The organism is Dyadobacter sp. 22481 (assembly GCF_052044875.1).
Classification (GTDB): domain Bacteria; phylum Bacteroidota; class Bacteroidia; order Cytophagales; family Spirosomataceae; genus Dyadobacter; species Dyadobacter endophyticus.
On record NZ_JBQENV010000002.1, the window covers coordinates 1,036,457 to 1,051,678 of the forward strand.

Here is a 15,222-nt window from a genome sequence, read left to right on the forward strand (position 1 = left end):
AGTTTTAATGGTCGTGGTTTTGTTGAAAGTGAATGGCAAGTGCCATCCGATTGACGCACTCCTTGTAAAATTCCATACCAAAGCGATAATCGGCTCGGCAACGAATGCCGGGCCGGAGCTTGAAGAGATTCCTACCCATATACGTGTGGCGGGAGTGTGAAAAATGTAGGAATGCTTTTTGAACAGCGGGCATATCAATCAACTGACACCATGACCAAACGAAAACCGGTTAAATCGATCATCATCATGCTATTGCTCGCCGGTGTCGGCCTGGGCATATGGTACTTTTTCAAAAAGAGCAAGCCCGATGCTGTTACCGGGCTCAAACCACACGTGGAGATGAGCATCGCACACATTAGCGACGTTACAGACAGTACCGTTAAAATAGAGCTTAAAACACTTGTATATAACCCGCTACCGGTGGGTATGCATTTGAAAAATATCAATTATGTCGTTAAAATGAATGGCAAGACGATCGTCGAGGACCATTATGACAAGCCGCTTGAAGTGAAGGCGGCTGACAGCTCATTGCTCACATTGCCAGCCAAAGTGAAAATTTATAACGTGCTTGCAGAAGGTGACGGGAGCGCCGCCAAGGGCCAGGACAGTGCCGATTATCATTTTAAGACCATCCTACACTTTGAGAAATCGTTTTTAGGCAAAGATTCACTCGTCCTGAATATGGATAAGCGGCTGCCGCTATACCGGTTGCCAAAAGTAAAAATGGCTGGTTACGATGTCAAGAAGCTGGGTTTGAAGGAAACGGATATTGTCGTGAAAATAGAAGTAGCAAATCTCAATTCATTTGCCCTCGAGTTTCAGAATCCGGTTTATGTAATGGATTTGGGTAAACAAAAAAGATTTGCTGAGGGAAAGGCGACCGGTATTACCAAAGTAAAAGCCAAAAGCAGGGAGATTTATGAAATCCCGCTTTCAGTTAGTTTGGGCAAAGTGCTCAAAGCGGCGGGGCAGATGATCGGGAAGGGGAAAGATTTGCCGTTTACGTTCTATTTCAAAAGCAAGCTCAAATCGGAAAGTGAAGTGCTCGATGGCAGCGAACTCAATCTGGTTTTGGACGGGGAACTGAAAGACATTGAGGCGTTCCAAAAGAATATGAAAAAGAGGTAGCCTGTGGAACGCCGACGGCCGTCTGCCGTCAGATAAGCCCCTATTGCTTATCAAACCAAATCGTCATTTCATTCGCGCCGCGGTTGGCCCAGGCGTAGTAGGGGATCAAAGTGATGTTCTGCTCTTTGGATTTAAGTACATTCAGACCGCCCAGCATTTCCTTCTGATACGAGGGTATAAATTCCTGTGTGCCGGATATTTTAATAGCGAGCGCCTTGCCGCCATTATCGTGCCCTTCCGCGCAGTAAAGCACCGGCCCGCGCTCGATGGCGACCTTACCTTGGTTGCTTTTCAGCTTGTCGTTGGCCACCACTTTGCGCACAGGCATATCCAGTACCAGTTCGATCACATCGCCTTTTTTCCAGGTGCGATTCAATTTTAAATAACCGTTTTCAATGGCAGCTTCTGCTTTTTTACCATTGATAGTCAGGCCAGCCGGTTTTGCCAGCTTATCTTCATAACTATACAAGTCGCCCGGCATAGCCTGGCCTGTTGCCCAGCCTGGAATGCGGATGTGCAACGGGAATGCGCTGCTTTTCTCAGGATCGACGGCAATGTGGATATTTCCCTGCCATGGGTATTGCGTCTGTTGCGTAATTTGAACCGCCGTGTTCGGAAGTTGAATATTCGCTTTTGTGTCGCCAAAAAGGTTGATTACTAATGTATTACCTTGCGTCGCGTACATGTATGCGGGCATGGAAGGGAGGAAGCGCGAGACATTGGTGGGACAGCAGGCGGTACCGAACCACTCGTGCCGCACCGCGCCGGAGCCTTTGTTGAAATCGTTCACGCCATTGGAAGACATCGGGTTTACATAAAAGAATGTATTGCCTTTCACGCCCATTCCTCCCAGAAAACCATTGTAAAGTACCCGTTCGAAGACATCCATATATTTCGCCTCGCCGGTGAGCAGGTACATTTTGTGATTCCAGAGCATGTTCGCAATGGCGGCGCAGGTTTCGGCGTAGGCATTATCGTTGGGCAAGACGTAGGGTTTATCAAATGCTTCGCCGTCCTCCCGGGCACCCATTCCACCGGTCAGGTATTGCTTTTTAAATGTCGCATCGTCCCAGATCGCGCGCAGGGCTGCGTCGTTTTTCGGGTCGGGTTGCAGGCTTAGCAGGTCGGCTACGCCCGTATACAGGTATTGCGCGCGTACCGCGTGCCCTACTGCCTCGCGCTGGCGTACGAAAGGTACCTGGTCCTGGAAGTAGGCCGGGCCGAGTTTGTGCTCGTCGAGGAAGAGCGTGCGCTTGTCGGAGCGGCCGCGCATATCGATAAAGAATTTCGAAAGAGCGAGGTATTCCTGCTTGCCGGTGACGCGGTAAAGGCGGATCAATGCGAGTTCGGTTTCCTCATGGCCCGGTACCACCACCATTTGTCCGGGTTTAGGGCCAATGGTTTTAACCAAATGGTCGGCATTCTTGATGGCTACATTGAGCAATGTTTTTTTGCCCGTAGCTTCATAATGCGCCACAGCGGCCTCGTACAGATGCCCCACATTATACAATTCATGGCTGCCGTTTTCGAACGAATAGCGGTAAGGTCCGGCGATCCAGTCGTAAGAGCCCGTAGTGTCTTTGTTGATGGTTCTGATCGTGTAAAGATAACCATCCGGCTCCTGTGCAGCGGCGAAGAGTGTGATCAGGGAGTCGAGGTAATGATCTAGTTTAGGATCATATTGATTTTGAAGCACATAGGAAGCGCCTTCCACGACTTTAAATACATCAGAATCATCGAAACGGGCACCTTTGAACTGCCCTTTCTTCAACCCGCCGGCGATGGCAAAGTTGTCGAAACGCCCCGATTCTTCGCATTGGTGCAATGCGTGCGGAATGGTCACCCCACGCGCAAGCTCAACGCGATCGTGCCAGAAACCGTTGGTGGTTTTGACGTTTTTCAACGGTACGGGTTTGATGCCGCCGGTTTGCGCAAATAGGAAATGGGAGAAAAAAACGAGTATAAATATCGGAAGCGATTTGGTCATCGGAAGTACAAAGTTGGAACGCAGTTGAGCTTTTATATTTATTTTGACCCAAAAAATATGCCAAGTTTGTACTTCCGAGCCGTCCGGAAGGGTTAGAGACCGTATTTCTCCATACGTCGGTAAAGCGCTGCGCGGCTGAGGCCCAGCTCACGGGCCGCGTCAGTGATGTTTCCGTTGAAACGCTTCAGGGCTTTGATGATCATTGTTTTTTCCATGTCTTCGAGGTCGAACCCGGTGGCGGTAGCAGGTTGCCCGGCTGAACTTTTGAGGAAAAGGTCATCAGGTTGCAAGGTTTTTTCCTGCGAAAGGATCACCGCACGCTCTACGGCATGTTGTAGTTCACGGATGTTGCCCGGCCAGTTGTACTGCTGCATTTTCTTCACCAGTGCATTGCTGATGTCGTTAACGGGACGGTTATACTTTTTGGCGTATAGTTTGAGATAATAATCGGCCAATGCGCTGATGTCCTCCGGCCTGTCGCGTAAAGGGGGTAATTCGAGTTCGATGGTATTGACCCGGTAGAGAAGGTCCTGGCGGAATGTCTTGTCGGTTACCATCTTCTCGATATTCATATTGGTAGCGCACATCAGGCGCACGTCCAGTGCAATAGGCTTGTTGGAGCCGACGCGCGTCACCTTGCGTTCCTGAATGACCGTGAGCAGCTTGGCCTGCAATGGCAAAGTTAGGTTGCCGATCTCGTCGAGGAAAATGGTGCCGCCTTTCGCTTCTTCAAACCTGCCGGCACGGTCTTCCTTTGCGTCCGTAAATGCGCCTTTTACGTGACCAAACAACTCGCTTTCAAACAGCGTCTCACTGATAGCCCCCAGGTCGACGGCTACGAATGGCTTATCCGCGCGTTTTGAATGCTGGTGAACATGCTTGGCGAGTTGCGTTTTGCCGGTACCGTTTTCTCCTAATATGAGTACATTGGCGTCGGTTGCCGCCACACGTTCGGCAGTAAGTAATACCTGGCGCATGCTCTCGCTGGTCGCTACGATGGCGTCCGGTGCGGCCTTGTTGTTCTTTTTGTTATCGTCTTTCGATTTCTCTTCCGCGACAGGCAAAATCTTGTCCTTGCCGCCTTCCAGCGCAGTGCTGATCGTGGCGAGCAATTTGTCGTTTTCCCAGGGTTTCAGCACAAAGTCGATGGCGCCGGCCTTGATAGCGCGGATTGCCATTTCGATGTCGCCGTAAGCGGTGATCATGATCACCTTCGCGGTAGGATTAATATCCAGGATACGGTCGAGCCAATGGAAGCCTTCACGGCCGCTGTTGACGTCGCGGGTGAAGTTCATGTCGAGCAGGATCAGGTTATAATCGCCGTTGGTGACTAGGAATGGCAGTTTTTGGGGATTCTTTTCAATGTCGACCGCTTTGGCGTGCCGTTTCAGTAAAAGTTTGGCGGCACTGAGCACGTCAACATCGTCGTCGATAATCAGGATCTTGGCTTCTGATAGTAGCATGGCTGTTCTTTCTTGTGGTGCGCAGGCGGGTTGATGCTGCCGGATAAGGTCTTAACGCAATTGTTTGTCAAGATAAGGACGCAATTTCAAATATTATTTCCTAACAAGCTAAAATGTAACTATTTTACCTTAAAAACGCCGCAGAAGCGGCTTGTCCGCGCCCGAACAAACTTGTCCGATAACGAACAATATTGTTGCTGTTCTTAATTTAAACTGTGTTGATTTTCAAATGATTAGATAGCATTGTTTTCTTTGGCATAGTGATTGGATTATAAAAGGCAAATACAAAGGCGAACTCAATCACTAGCATATAATGGAAGTTAAGACACCTAACTCGACAAGCACCAACAACGGATTTTCCGGAGGATCAACAATGGACCGAGTCAAACCCAAGAAATTCTGGAATTCGAAGCGCATCAGCATCATCGGCGGGAGCGTTTTGTTGGTAGCTTTCCTGATTTACCAATTCGTATTTGCTGATAAAAGAAGCAAACTGAACGTGGAGCAGGATAAACTGACCATATCGACGGTTCAAAAAGGCAAATTCGACGAATTTATCGTCGTAACCGGGGTGGTTCAGCCACTCAAAACCATCCAGCTCGATGCGATCGTGGGTGGTTATGTGACCGAGAAATTGATCGAAGGTGGTAACATGGTGAAGCAGGGCGATGTGCTGCTTCGTTTGGAAAACCAAAACCTGAAACTGAGCTTCCTCCAATCGGAAACTGAGGCCAGCCGACTGGTAAACGATCTTCAAAATACGCGTCAGAATTTGAAGGTAGCGCGTTTTACACTCCAAAAGACATTGAGCGACCTCGATTTTCAGCTCGATCAGGCGAAAGACGCACACGACCGTAATGTGAAGCTTTACAAAGACAAAGTCATTCCCGAAGCCGATTACCTGAAAACCAAACGCGATTACGAGAAGCTGGTCAGACAGCGCGAAATTGAGATCGAGTCGCAGAAATACCAGGAAGAAAACGCCAAAATGCAGATAACGCAATTGGAAGGAACGTTGGCCAGCACGCAGAGAAACGTGAGCCTATGGCGCCAGACCCTCGATAACCTCGTAGTGAAAGCACCGGTATCAGGCCTGTTGTCATCCATGAACATAGAAGTCGGTTCCAATATCAGTCAGGGACAAAACATTGGCCAGATCGACGATTTGAATGGTTTCAAAATGCGTGTAAGCGTGGATGAGCACTATTTGTCGCGGATCTTCGTCGGCCTGAGTGGTTCCATGGAGTTCAACGCGAAAGACTACGGTTTGAAGATCATCAAGATATATCCGGAGATTTTGAGCGGACGATTTGAAGTGGATATGAAGTTTGATAACGGTGCTCCCGAACTGGTAAAAAGGGGCCAGTCGGCTCCGATCCGCTTGCAACTCGGCCAGCCTTCGCAGGCTACATTGCTGCCGGTGGGTGGTTTCTTCTCAGAAACAGGCGGAAACTGGGTGTATGTGGTAAGCGACGGCGGCAAACGCGCCGCGAAACGTAAGATCACGTTAGGCCGCAAAAATCCTGAATATTTCGAAGTCCTCGAAGGGTTGCAACCCGGTGAGAAGGTCATTACCAGCTCCTATGAGAACTTTGGAGATAATGAAGTGTTGGAATTTTAGAAAACCAGCGGTCGGCCGTCGGTAGTCGGCGGTCGGCCGTCAATATATAAGTCAATACCTGAATTTATCATAAACCCAGCGGACAGCCGGGCGCCGGGCGCCGAGTGCCGAAGCCGAAAGCCAGTAGACAATGATCAAGATTAACAACATGCACAAGGTGTTTTCTACCGAGGAAGTAGAAACAACAGCCCTCAACGGCATCGACATGGAAATTAAAGATGGCGAGTTTGTAGCCATCATGGGCCCTTCCGGTTGCGGGAAATCGACCTTGCTGAACATCCTCGGATTGCTCGATAACCCGAGTGAAGGGTCGTACGAGTTTTACGGTACGGAGGTTGCAAAAATGTCGGAACGCCAGCGTGCGCAAATCCGCAAGGGTAACATCGGCTTCGTGTTCCAGAGTTTTAACCTGATCGACGAGCTGACGGTTTATGAAAACGTGGAGCTGCCATTGCTGTACCTGAAAACCCCTCCCGCGGAGCGGAAGGAAAAGGTAGAAGCAGCACTTACGCGCATGAACATGATGCACCGCCGTAACCACTTCCCGCAACAGCTATCGGGTGGTCAGCAGCAGCGTACCGCCATTGCCCGCGCCGTAGTTGCCACTCCGAAGACAATCCTGGCCGATGAGCCGACAGGTAACCTCGACTCCAAGAATGGTGAAGAGGTAATGAACCTGTTGAGCCAGCTGAATGGCGCAGGAACGACGATCCTCATGGTAACGCACTCGCCCTACGATGCTGGTTTCGCACATCGCGTGGTGAACCTTTTCGACGGCAAGATCGTGACCGAAAAAATACATGTTTAGAAATTCTCCGGCTATTGACGACTAGCGCCGCCTTATAGCAGGAACCTTTGATGCGGGGCGCGTGCCCTCTGGAATGCGATGCGGAGCCAAAGCTAGTGTTAACAATATGCCAAATCTAACCATGAAGAAAATCTTAACCATCCTGTTGGCCGGCGTGAGTACGCTGGCCATTGCCCAGAAAAGGGCTTGCCTGAGCAGAAGCATCGACGACGACGGCAAAAAGCTGTCTATCAAAGTGTCCGGTACGCTGGACGGAAAAGAAGTGGATATCAACAAGACTTTCGACGTGGACGGGATGAGCAAGGAAGATCGTGAAGCATTGCGCGAGCGGGTGCTGTCGTCAATTGCTGAGGGTAACCTCGACTTACCCGCTCCGAAAGGAATTGGCAGGGAATCGGTCGCCGTGGTTTCGCCTAAGCCTCCGGTACCGCCTATCGCGCCTTCGCCGGAACCGATGGCATTCTCCTCCAATGAAATGAATGCCGAGATGATTTCGTCGGGTAAAGGATTTATCAAAGAGCCCGTCTCCAAAGACACCAAGGGGCTCTCGAAGCATGTACGCTACAACTCCGAAACGGGTGAGATGTATATCAAGTACAAGTTCATGAAAGACGGCGACGAGTATATCTATGAAAAAACCGTGAACGCCGCCGAGAAATCGGAAAAAGAACGGTTAAAGATTATCGAGAACTTTGAAAGCGAAATGGGCTTGCCGGGTAACGGCATGGAAATGTAAATGCTTGAATAATGCTTAAAAACTATCTGAAAATTGCCTGGCGGAATCTGCGTAAACATAAGTTTTACACGTTTCTGAACATATTCGGTTTGTCGCTTGGGCTGGCAAGTTGCCTGCTCATTACCCTTTATGTGCTGGACGAGCTCAGCTATGACCGCTCATTCGCGCATGCCGACCGTATTTACCGGGTCAATGCAGATATCCGTTTCGGAGGAGCTGATATGTCGCTCGCAGTAGCGCCCGATCCTTTGGCATTCACGCTGAAAAAGGACTATCCGCAGGTTGAACAAGTTGTTCGTTTACGTGAAAACGGCAGCCAGCTTGTGCGGAGGACGGATGCGACCGACAATTTAAAAGAAGACCGCGTTATCTTCGTCGATTCGACATTCTTCAAAGTTTTCTCCGTACCCTTGCTGCAAGGCGATCCGAATACAGCATTGCGCAACCCGCAAACCGTCGTGATCTCGGAAACTGATGCCCGGAAATATTTCGGTGATGTCAACCCGATGGGCAAGGCGCTGACGGTGGATAATAATGTTACGTATACGGTTACCGGTGTCATGCAGGACATACCCGCACAATCGCACATGCGGGATATGAATATGCTTCTTTCCATGAGCTCAACCGAGGAAAGCAGGAGCAACGCATGGGGTAGCCATAATTTTAACACATATATCCTGTTCCGCGAAGGAGTTAATGCAAAGCAGTTTGAGAAAAATTTTGAGACTGTCTTGCAGAAATACACTTCCAAATGGATCAAAACCTTTTTGGGTTCGACGTTGGATGAGGTCCGGAAGTCCGGCAATTACCTGGTTTACACATTAATGCCGCTTGCAGATATCCATTTACACTCCGACCGGACAGCGGAGATCAACGCAAACGGTAATATCCAGTACGTTTACATTTTTGCGGTGGTTGCGATTTTCCTGCTTGCCATTGCCTGCGTCAACTTTATGAACCTCGCCACGGCGCGCTCGGCTAACCGGGCGAAGGAAGTAGGCGTCCGTAAAGCACTAGGTTCCGAGCGGTCGTCATTGGTGAACCAGTTCCTGACGGAGTCGGTGATGCTGAGCTTCTTTTCGCTCGCGCTCGCGATGCTGATCGCTTATCTTGCTTTGCCGTTATTCAATAATCTGGCCAGTAAGCAAATACAATTTCCGATCACGAATGTATGGTTCTGGTCCGTCATGCTGTTTACCGGCGGCATTGTCGGCGTACTTGCGGGAAGTTATCCTGCATTTTTCCTGTCATCATTCCAGCCACTGAAAGTCCTGAAAAACACGATCGAGCTTGAAGGTAAGGGAAGCGGTTTTCTGCGCAATGCATTGGTGGTATTCCAATTCGTGATTTCGGTAATGCTCATTGTCGGTACGGGCGTCATTCACCGCCAGCTCAACTACATTCAAACCAAGAAGCTTGGATTCAATAAAGATCAAATGCTGATCGTGAATGATGCTTATGCATTGGACAATCAGGTAAAAGCATTCAAAGAGCAGGTCTTGCAACTCCCTAATATTGAAAATGCTACTGTTACCAGCTTCCTGCCGACGCCTTCCTCCCGCACGGACCACACGTTTTTCCCTGTCGGACAAATGCAGCAGGACAAGGGCCTCAATATGCAGAAGTGGTCTGTGGACTATGATTTTGTGAAAACAATGGAGCTTCAAATGGCGAGTGGACGCGCTTTCGATCAGGCGTTCCCGTCCGACTCCACGGGCATTGTCATTAACGAGGCCGCTGCAAAAGTGCTGGGCTACGCCGATCCGATCGGTAAGAAAATTTTCGGCTACGAAGACGCCGCATTAACGAAGCGGGTCGACTATACTATCATCGGGGTGGTTAAAAACTTTCACTTCGAATCGCTCCGTAAGAATATCGGCGCATTAAGTTTGATTCTTTATAAAAGCTCGGGTTCGGTGGTATTCCGTATGAAAGGCGATGACGCTCAGCGCACAGTGGAGCAGGTAGAAGCACTCTGGAAGAAAATGGCGCCCGGGCAGCCATTCAATTACCGCTTCATGGACCAGGATTTTGATAACGTCTATCGCAGCGAACAGCGCGTAGGGCAGATATTTATCACCTTTGCAACCATCTCCATCATCATCGGTTGCCTTGGCCTGTTCGGTTTGTCGGCATTCACCGCCGAGCGTCGCACGAAGGAAATAGGTGTGAGAAAAGTCCTTGGGGCGAGCGTTGCCAATATCGTAGCCTTGCTATCCAAAGAATTTATCAAACTGATTATCATTGCTATCGTCATCGGCAGTCCGATCGCATGGTTTGGCATGAACCACTGGCTTCGTGATTTCGCCTACCACGTTGATCTGGCCTGGTGGATGTTCGCCGCTGCGGGATTGCTGGCGATCGTCATCGCTTTGCTCACGGTAAGTTTTCAAAGCGTAAAAGCCGCGCTGATGAACCCGGTGAAGTCGTTGAAATCGGAGTAGCTCATCGTAATTCCAGGCAACCTCGATCTGCTTTCCTACTCTTTCTTTCGGCAGTGTCAGCAAATATCAATCGCCCGTCGGGACAATTATCTCTCGGATCAGTTCCATGATTTCTGAATTGTGTAGTAGTCAAATATGCGAAGTACCATATTGTCCGAACCATTTATTCCATCACCAATGAACAAACGGTATGCTTAAAAACTATCTGAAAATAGCCTGGCGGAATTTGTTGAAAAACAAGATGTTCAGTTCAATTAATATCCTTGGACTGGCGCTGGGGATGGCTTGCAGTTTGCTGATTATGCTGTGGGTGCAGGACGAGATTAAAATGGACCGTTTCCATGAGAACGACGCCAGGCTTTACTCGGTCATGGAGAACCAGCATTACTCGGGGGAGATCAACACCTACGCTGCTACGCCAGGGATTTTGGCACAGAATATCGTGAAGGACATTCCGGAAATAGAAAAGGCCAGCCAGGTGCTTTGGGAACAATCGCCGGTTTTGCGGGCGGGGAATGTGTTCGACAATGAAAAGGGCCGCTATGTGCAGGGCGATTTCCTGACGATGTTTTCGTTTAAACTCAAACAAGGCGATGTCAAAACTGCCCTGAAACGCCCCGACGGCATTGTGATTTCTCAGAAATTGGCCGACAAATACTTCAAAGGCCAGGACCCGATGGGGAAAGCCATGCGCGTCGATAATAAGGACGATGTGGTGGTTACCGGCGTACTGGAAGAAATCTCACGGTATTCGTCTATGAAATTCGATTTCATGATGAGCTACGACCGTTGGCTAAAAAATGCCGAATGGGCGAGAGAATGGGGTAACAACGGTCCGCGCTGCGCGGTGTTGCTGGCTAAAAATGCCGATATCGACAAGGTCAATGCGAAGATCAAGGATTATATTAAAACCAAAAACAAAGACAGCAACGTCGACCTTTTCCTGATTAATTATGGGGAATCATACCTGTACTCAAATTGGGAGGCGGGTAAGCAGAATGGCGGCCGCATCGAATACGTGCGGATGTTTACGATCGTGGCGATATTCATTTTGATAATTGCCTGCATTAACTTCATGAACCTGGCCACTGCCCGCTCGGTGAAACGCGCGAAAGAGGTAGGCTTGCGTAAGGTAGTCGGGGCTTATAAAACGAGCCTGATCGCGCAGTTTATGGGGGAGTCGATCCTCATCACGCTGCTTGCACTGGTGGTATCCATTGCGATTGTGCTCGCATTGTTGCCGGGTTTCAACTCGCTGACCGATAAGCAGCTTTCCCTTGATTTCCTCGACCCGGCATTCCTGGCCCTGCTCCTGGTGCTGACTTTGATCACCGGCCTGGTTGCCGGTAGCTACCCCGCATTGTTTATGTCGTCGCTCAACCCCGTCACCATTTTGAAAGGGGCGTTGAAGTTCAAGCCGAATGCCACTTATTTCCGTCAGGGATTGGTGGTTTTCCAGTTCGGGCTGTCGATCCTGCTGATCCTTTCGATGATCGTCATTTACCGGCAGATCGACTTTATCCAGCATAAAAACCTCGGTTTCAGTCAGGAAAATCTGCTTTACATTCCCGACATTGAAAACACAATGAGTACCAACTTCGACGCATTCAAAAGTGCGCTCGAAGCTGAGCCGGGCATTAAATCCGTGGCGCGCTCACAAGCGAGCCCGCTAGCGTACGGCAGCTCTACGATGGGCGTGTACTGGCCCGGAAAGGATACGACAAAACAGTTGCTTTTCAACGTTAACCCGGTTGGCTTCAATTTTATTGAAACGATGGGTATCAAATTGCTTGACGGGCGTGATTTTAGCCCTTCATTCGGAACAGATACGTCCAATTATCTTGTCAATGAAGCGGCCGCGAAGAAGATCGGCTATAAAGATCCGGTTGGCAAGGAGCTGACAATGTGGGGTAAAAAAGGGAAGATCGTCGGTTTGATGAAGGACTTTCACATCGGCTCGCTGCATGTGGCGATAGAGCCGTTGATTATTAGCCTTCAACCTAAAAAAGAAGCCTGGGGCGTAGGTATGGTCCGTGCAGAGGCGGGGAAAACCAAGCAGGCCATCGAAAGTCTCGAAAAGGTTTTTCGAAGGTATAACTCGGGTGTGCCTTTCAAATATCATTTTGCGGATGAAGAATTTGGCAACCTCTACAAGGCCGAAACGGTCGTCGGGAAGCTCTCCAATTACTTCGCATTCCTGGCCATTTTTATATCCTGTCTAGGATTGTTTGGTCTGGCCGCATTTACCGCCGAGCAGCGGACGAAGGAGATCGGCGTACGCAAGGTGCTGGGTGCCAGTATTTCCAATCTGGTAGGAATGCTGTCGGCGGATTTCCTGAAACTGGTGGGCATTGCCGCTATTATCGCATTCCCCGTTGCGTGGTATTTCCTGAATGGGTGGCTCGAAAAATATGCCTTCCGGATCGAAATGGAATGGTGGTATTTCGCCGTCGCCGGTGTGGCCGCATTGCTGATCGCGCTGTTTACAGTGAGCTTCCAGGCTATCAAGGCCGCGCTGATGAACCCGGTAAAATCGTTGAAATCGGAATAAACCTATGTTCAAAAACTATCTCAAAATCGCCATCCGAAATCTCACGAGGAACAAGGTTTTCTCGGTGATCAACATTGCAGGGCTATCTCTCGGACTTACCTGCTGCATGCTCATCGTTCTCTACACAAAGGACGAAGTGAGTTTCGACCGTTTTCAGGAGAATAGGGACCAATTGTACAGGGTCATGGTCACCAGCAAGGACGAGCGTGAAACCCGCACATTCGGATTTACGAATGCGATCCACGGACCGACTTTCAAGCAGGACATTCCGGAGATCAGGGAGGTCATCCGGGCACAGAGTAATTCTTTTGTTATTAAAAAAGGGAATGAGCTGCTGAAAGAGGATATTTTGTTCGCCGACGCGCCATTTTTCTCTGTTTTCTCGATGCCGCTGCTTTCTGGTGATCCCCAAAAGGTTCTTTCGGATATTCACTCCATTGTGCTGAGTGAGGACATGGCTGAAAAATACTTCGGCTCCAAGAATGCGGTACGGCAGACGATGAACCTGAAAATAGGGGATGAGTTTGAGCCGTTTGTCGTGTCGGGGGTAGCAAAACGCTGCCCGCAAAACTCGTCTATTCAGTTTGATGCAGTGCTGCCTTTTGCCTATCAGGAAGCAAAAGGCTGGACGGATAATGAGTGGATGGGCTTTTATATGAATACCTTTCTTTTGTTACATCAAAAGGCTGATTATCATGCGGTAATAAGGAAGATGAATCAGGTCTCGAGGACCAAAACGGTGGTCGAGCCCGGTAAGGAAAAGGACCGTAACGCTGTTGTGTTTGGGCTGATGCCGTTCCTGGATATGCATTTACAAAGCGGCGGTGGCGAACAACATAACGGTCTCGACCACGCCAGCAGCCCCATTTATTCCTACATTCTGTCGGGTATCGCCATTTTCATTTTGCTGATCGCCTGTATCAATTTCGTAAACCTCACGGTGGCGCGCTCGCTTAACCGGGCGAAGGAAATTGGTGTGCGGAAAGTGGTGGGTGGGTTGCGGAAACAGCTCATTTACCAGTTTTTGGGCGAATCATTTTTGCTTTCCTTTCTTGCATTTGCGCTGGCCGTGGTCTTTACGCAAATGGCATTGCCGTTTTTCAACGAGCTTGCCAACAAGCAACTTGCACTTTCGTATTTGCTCGATACCGGGCTTGTGTCGGGTTATGTAGCATTGTTTTTCCTGACGGGCCTCGTTGCCGGTGTGTATCCGGCGCTGGTACTTTCGGGTTTTAGTCCTGTACAGACGCTGTACAACCGCACGAAACTGACCCAGAAGAATTACCTGACGAAAGGGCTTGTCATATTCCAGTTTGCATTGTCGGTTTGCCTGGTTATTGGTACCATTGTGATTTACGCTCAATTTGAATATCTGACGAATAAAGACCTGGGTTATAACGACCAAAACCTGATGAGTTTCAGTCTGGGCCGCGGCGGGCCTGGTAAGGAGGTGATGGAAGTCGTCCAGAACGAGTTGAAGAATACTGCCGGAATTGCATCGGTGGCGGCATTCAATGGCAATTACAACGGCACCGGCGCGAAGATAGACGGGCATGAGATCGGCTTTGGCTACATTGGCGTGAGCGACGAATTCCTGAACACACTGCAAATCCCGGTGCTGAAAGGCCGGAATTTCTCCAAAAGCTATTCTACCGATCCCGAGGAAGCGATTGTCGTCAACGAGGCATTCGTGAAACGTGCCGGACTGAAAAACCCGATCGGGCAGGAGGTGAATTTTGAGTGGAAAAACAAAAAAATGAAGATCATCGGTGTAATCCGCGACTATCACTATGCCTCTTTAAAAGATACCATCGCCCCGTTGGTACTGACCCAGGACCCGAACTATCGCATTAGTACCATTTTCGCGAAACTTGACAGCAAGGACACTCCGGCGACGATCAAAGCCATCGAGAAGATTTTTAGAAATCATATCAAAAACCTGCCTTTCGAATACAAATTCGAAGACGAGGCAAACCTGAAACGGTACGAATCCGAGGCGAAATGGAAGCAGATGATTACGCTTGCCGCGGTATTGTCGATTTTTGTTTCCTGCATTGGCCTGTTTGGCCTGGCGACATTCAATGCCGAGATGCGCGTCAAGGAGATCGGTATCCGCAAAGTGATGGGCGCGTCGGTTGCCAGCATTACCACGCTGCTTTCGATGGATTTTGTCAAACTCGTTCTCATTTCCATCATCATCGCACTACCGATTTCCTATTACGGCGCGAACATGTGGTTACAGGATTTTCCCTATCGTATCCCGATGTCATGGTCATACTTCGCCGTGGCGGCATTCTTAGCAATCGCCATCGCGGTGCTTACAGTAAGTTACCAGAGCATCCGGGCAGCAATGCTGAATCCTGTTCAATCTCTTAGAACGGAATAAGGGAGGAAAGGAGGAAGGAGAGGAAGGAGGAAGGGGATATTGATTCTCCACTAATCTCCCTCCCCTTCCTCCTTTCTCCCTTTCCTCCCCTTCCTCCC

9 protein-coding genes are annotated in these 15,222 nt (G+C 49.4%); 7 read left to right on the forward strand and 2 right to left on the reverse strand.

Going from position 1 to position 15,222, the window contains the following annotated elements; genetic code table 11:
- Nucleotides 1–210: 210 nt before the first annotated feature.
- The gene (locus tag ACTJJJ_RS14370) at nt 211–1,128 is read left to right on the forward strand and encodes an LEA type 2 family protein (protein ID WP_440702144.1); all 918 of its coding nucleotides are present in this window, start codon (nt 211–213) and stop codon (nt 1,126–1,128) included.
- Nucleotides 1,129–1,168: 40 nt separating this feature from the next.
- On the opposite strand, the gene ACTJJJ_RS14375 is transcribed toward ACTJJJ_RS14370, so the two are convergent.
- Together ACTJJJ_RS14375 and ACTJJJ_RS14380 are read right to left on the reverse strand one after the other, a co-directional pair.
- Nucleotides 1,169–3,115 carry a glycoside hydrolase family 127 protein gene (locus ACTJJJ_RS14375; protein WP_440702145.1) on the reverse strand — a complete coding sequence of 649 codons (1,947 nt, stop codon included), beginning with the start codon at nt 3,113–3,115 and terminating at the stop codon, nt 1,169–1,171.
- A 92-nt stretch (nt 3,116–3,207) separates the two neighbouring features.
- A complete protein-coding gene (locus ACTJJJ_RS14380) occupies nt 3,208–4,578 on the reverse strand; it encodes a sigma-54-dependent transcriptional regulator (protein ID WP_188934024.1) in 1,371 nt (456 codons plus the stop codon).
- A 373-nt stretch (nt 4,579–4,951) separates the two neighbouring features.
- On the opposite strand from ACTJJJ_RS14380, the gene ACTJJJ_RS14385 reads away from it, so the two are divergent.
- The 6 genes from ACTJJJ_RS14385 to ACTJJJ_RS14410 all read left to right on the forward strand — a co-directional run bounded on the left by ACTJJJ_RS14385 (nt 4,952) and on the right by ACTJJJ_RS14410 (nt 15,124).
- Nucleotides 4,952–6,199, forward strand: coding sequence for an efflux RND transporter periplasmic adaptor subunit (locus ACTJJJ_RS14385; RefSeq protein ID WP_188935214.1), 1,248 nt, complete (start codon nt 4,952–4,954; stop codon nt 6,197–6,199).
- Nucleotides 6,200–6,329: 130 nt separating this feature from the next.
- The gene (locus ACTJJJ_RS14390) at nt 6,330–7,007 is read left to right on the forward strand and encodes an ABC transporter ATP-binding protein (RefSeq protein WP_090373885.1); all 678 of its coding nucleotides are present in this window, start codon (nt 6,330–6,332) and stop codon (nt 7,005–7,007) included.
- 121 nt (nt 7,008–7,128) lie between these two features.
- A complete protein-coding gene (locus tag ACTJJJ_RS14395) occupies nt 7,129–7,743 on the forward strand; it encodes a hypothetical protein (RefSeq protein WP_440702146.1) in 615 nt (204 codons plus the stop codon).
- 11 nt (nt 7,744–7,754) lie between these two features.
- Nucleotides 7,755–10,187: an ABC transporter permease gene (locus ACTJJJ_RS14400; protein ID WP_440702147.1), complete on the forward strand. Its 2,433-nt coding sequence runs from the start codon at nt 7,755–7,757 to the stop codon at nt 10,185–10,187.
- 190 nt (nt 10,188–10,377) lie between these two features.
- Nucleotides 10,378–12,738 (forward strand): ABC transporter permease, encoded by a 2,361-nt coding sequence (locus tag ACTJJJ_RS14405; RefSeq protein WP_440702148.1) that lies wholly within the window; start codon nt 10,378–10,380, stop codon nt 12,736–12,738.
- A 4-nt stretch (nt 12,739–12,742) separates the two neighbouring features.
- The gene (locus ACTJJJ_RS14410) at nt 12,743–15,124 is read left to right on the forward strand and encodes an ABC transporter permease (RefSeq protein WP_440702149.1); all 2,382 of its coding nucleotides are present in this window, start codon (nt 12,743–12,745) and stop codon (nt 15,122–15,124) included.
- Nucleotides 15,125–15,222: the final 98 nt, after the last annotated feature.

Bases quoted from the DNA above. Each gene is read 5' to 3' on its own strand.
- ACTJJJ_RS14405 (WP_440702148.1), top strand. From the start codon at position 10,378: ATGCTTAAAAACTATCTGAAAATAGCCTGGCGGAATTTGTTGAAAAAC.
- ACTJJJ_RS14390 (WP_090373885.1), top strand. From the start codon at position 6,330: ATGATCAAGATTAACAACATGCACAAGGTGTTTTCTACCGAGGAAGTA.
- ACTJJJ_RS14380 (WP_188934024.1), bottom strand. From the start codon at position 4,578: ATGCTACTATCAGAAGCCAAGATCCTGATTATCGACGACGATGTTGAC.
- ACTJJJ_RS14375 (WP_440702145.1), bottom strand. From the start codon at position 3,115: ATGACCAAATCGCTTCCGATATTTATACTCGTTTTTTTCTCCCATTTC.
- ACTJJJ_RS14410 (WP_440702149.1), top strand. From the start codon at position 12,743: ATGTTCAAAAACTATCTCAAAATCGCCATCCGAAATCTCACGAGGAAC.
- ACTJJJ_RS14370 (WP_440702144.1), top strand. From the start codon at position 211: ATGACCAAACGAAAACCGGTTAAATCGATCATCATCATGCTATTGCTC.
- ACTJJJ_RS14400 (WP_440702147.1), top strand. From the start codon at position 7,755: ATGCTTAAAAACTATCTGAAAATTGCCTGGCGGAATCTGCGTAAACAT.
- ACTJJJ_RS14395 (WP_440702146.1), top strand. From the start codon at position 7,129: ATGAAGAAAATCTTAACCATCCTGTTGGCCGGCGTGAGTACGCTGGCC.
- ACTJJJ_RS14385 (WP_188935214.1), top strand. From the start codon at position 4,952: ATGGACCGAGTCAAACCCAAGAAATTCTGGAATTCGAAGCGCATCAGC.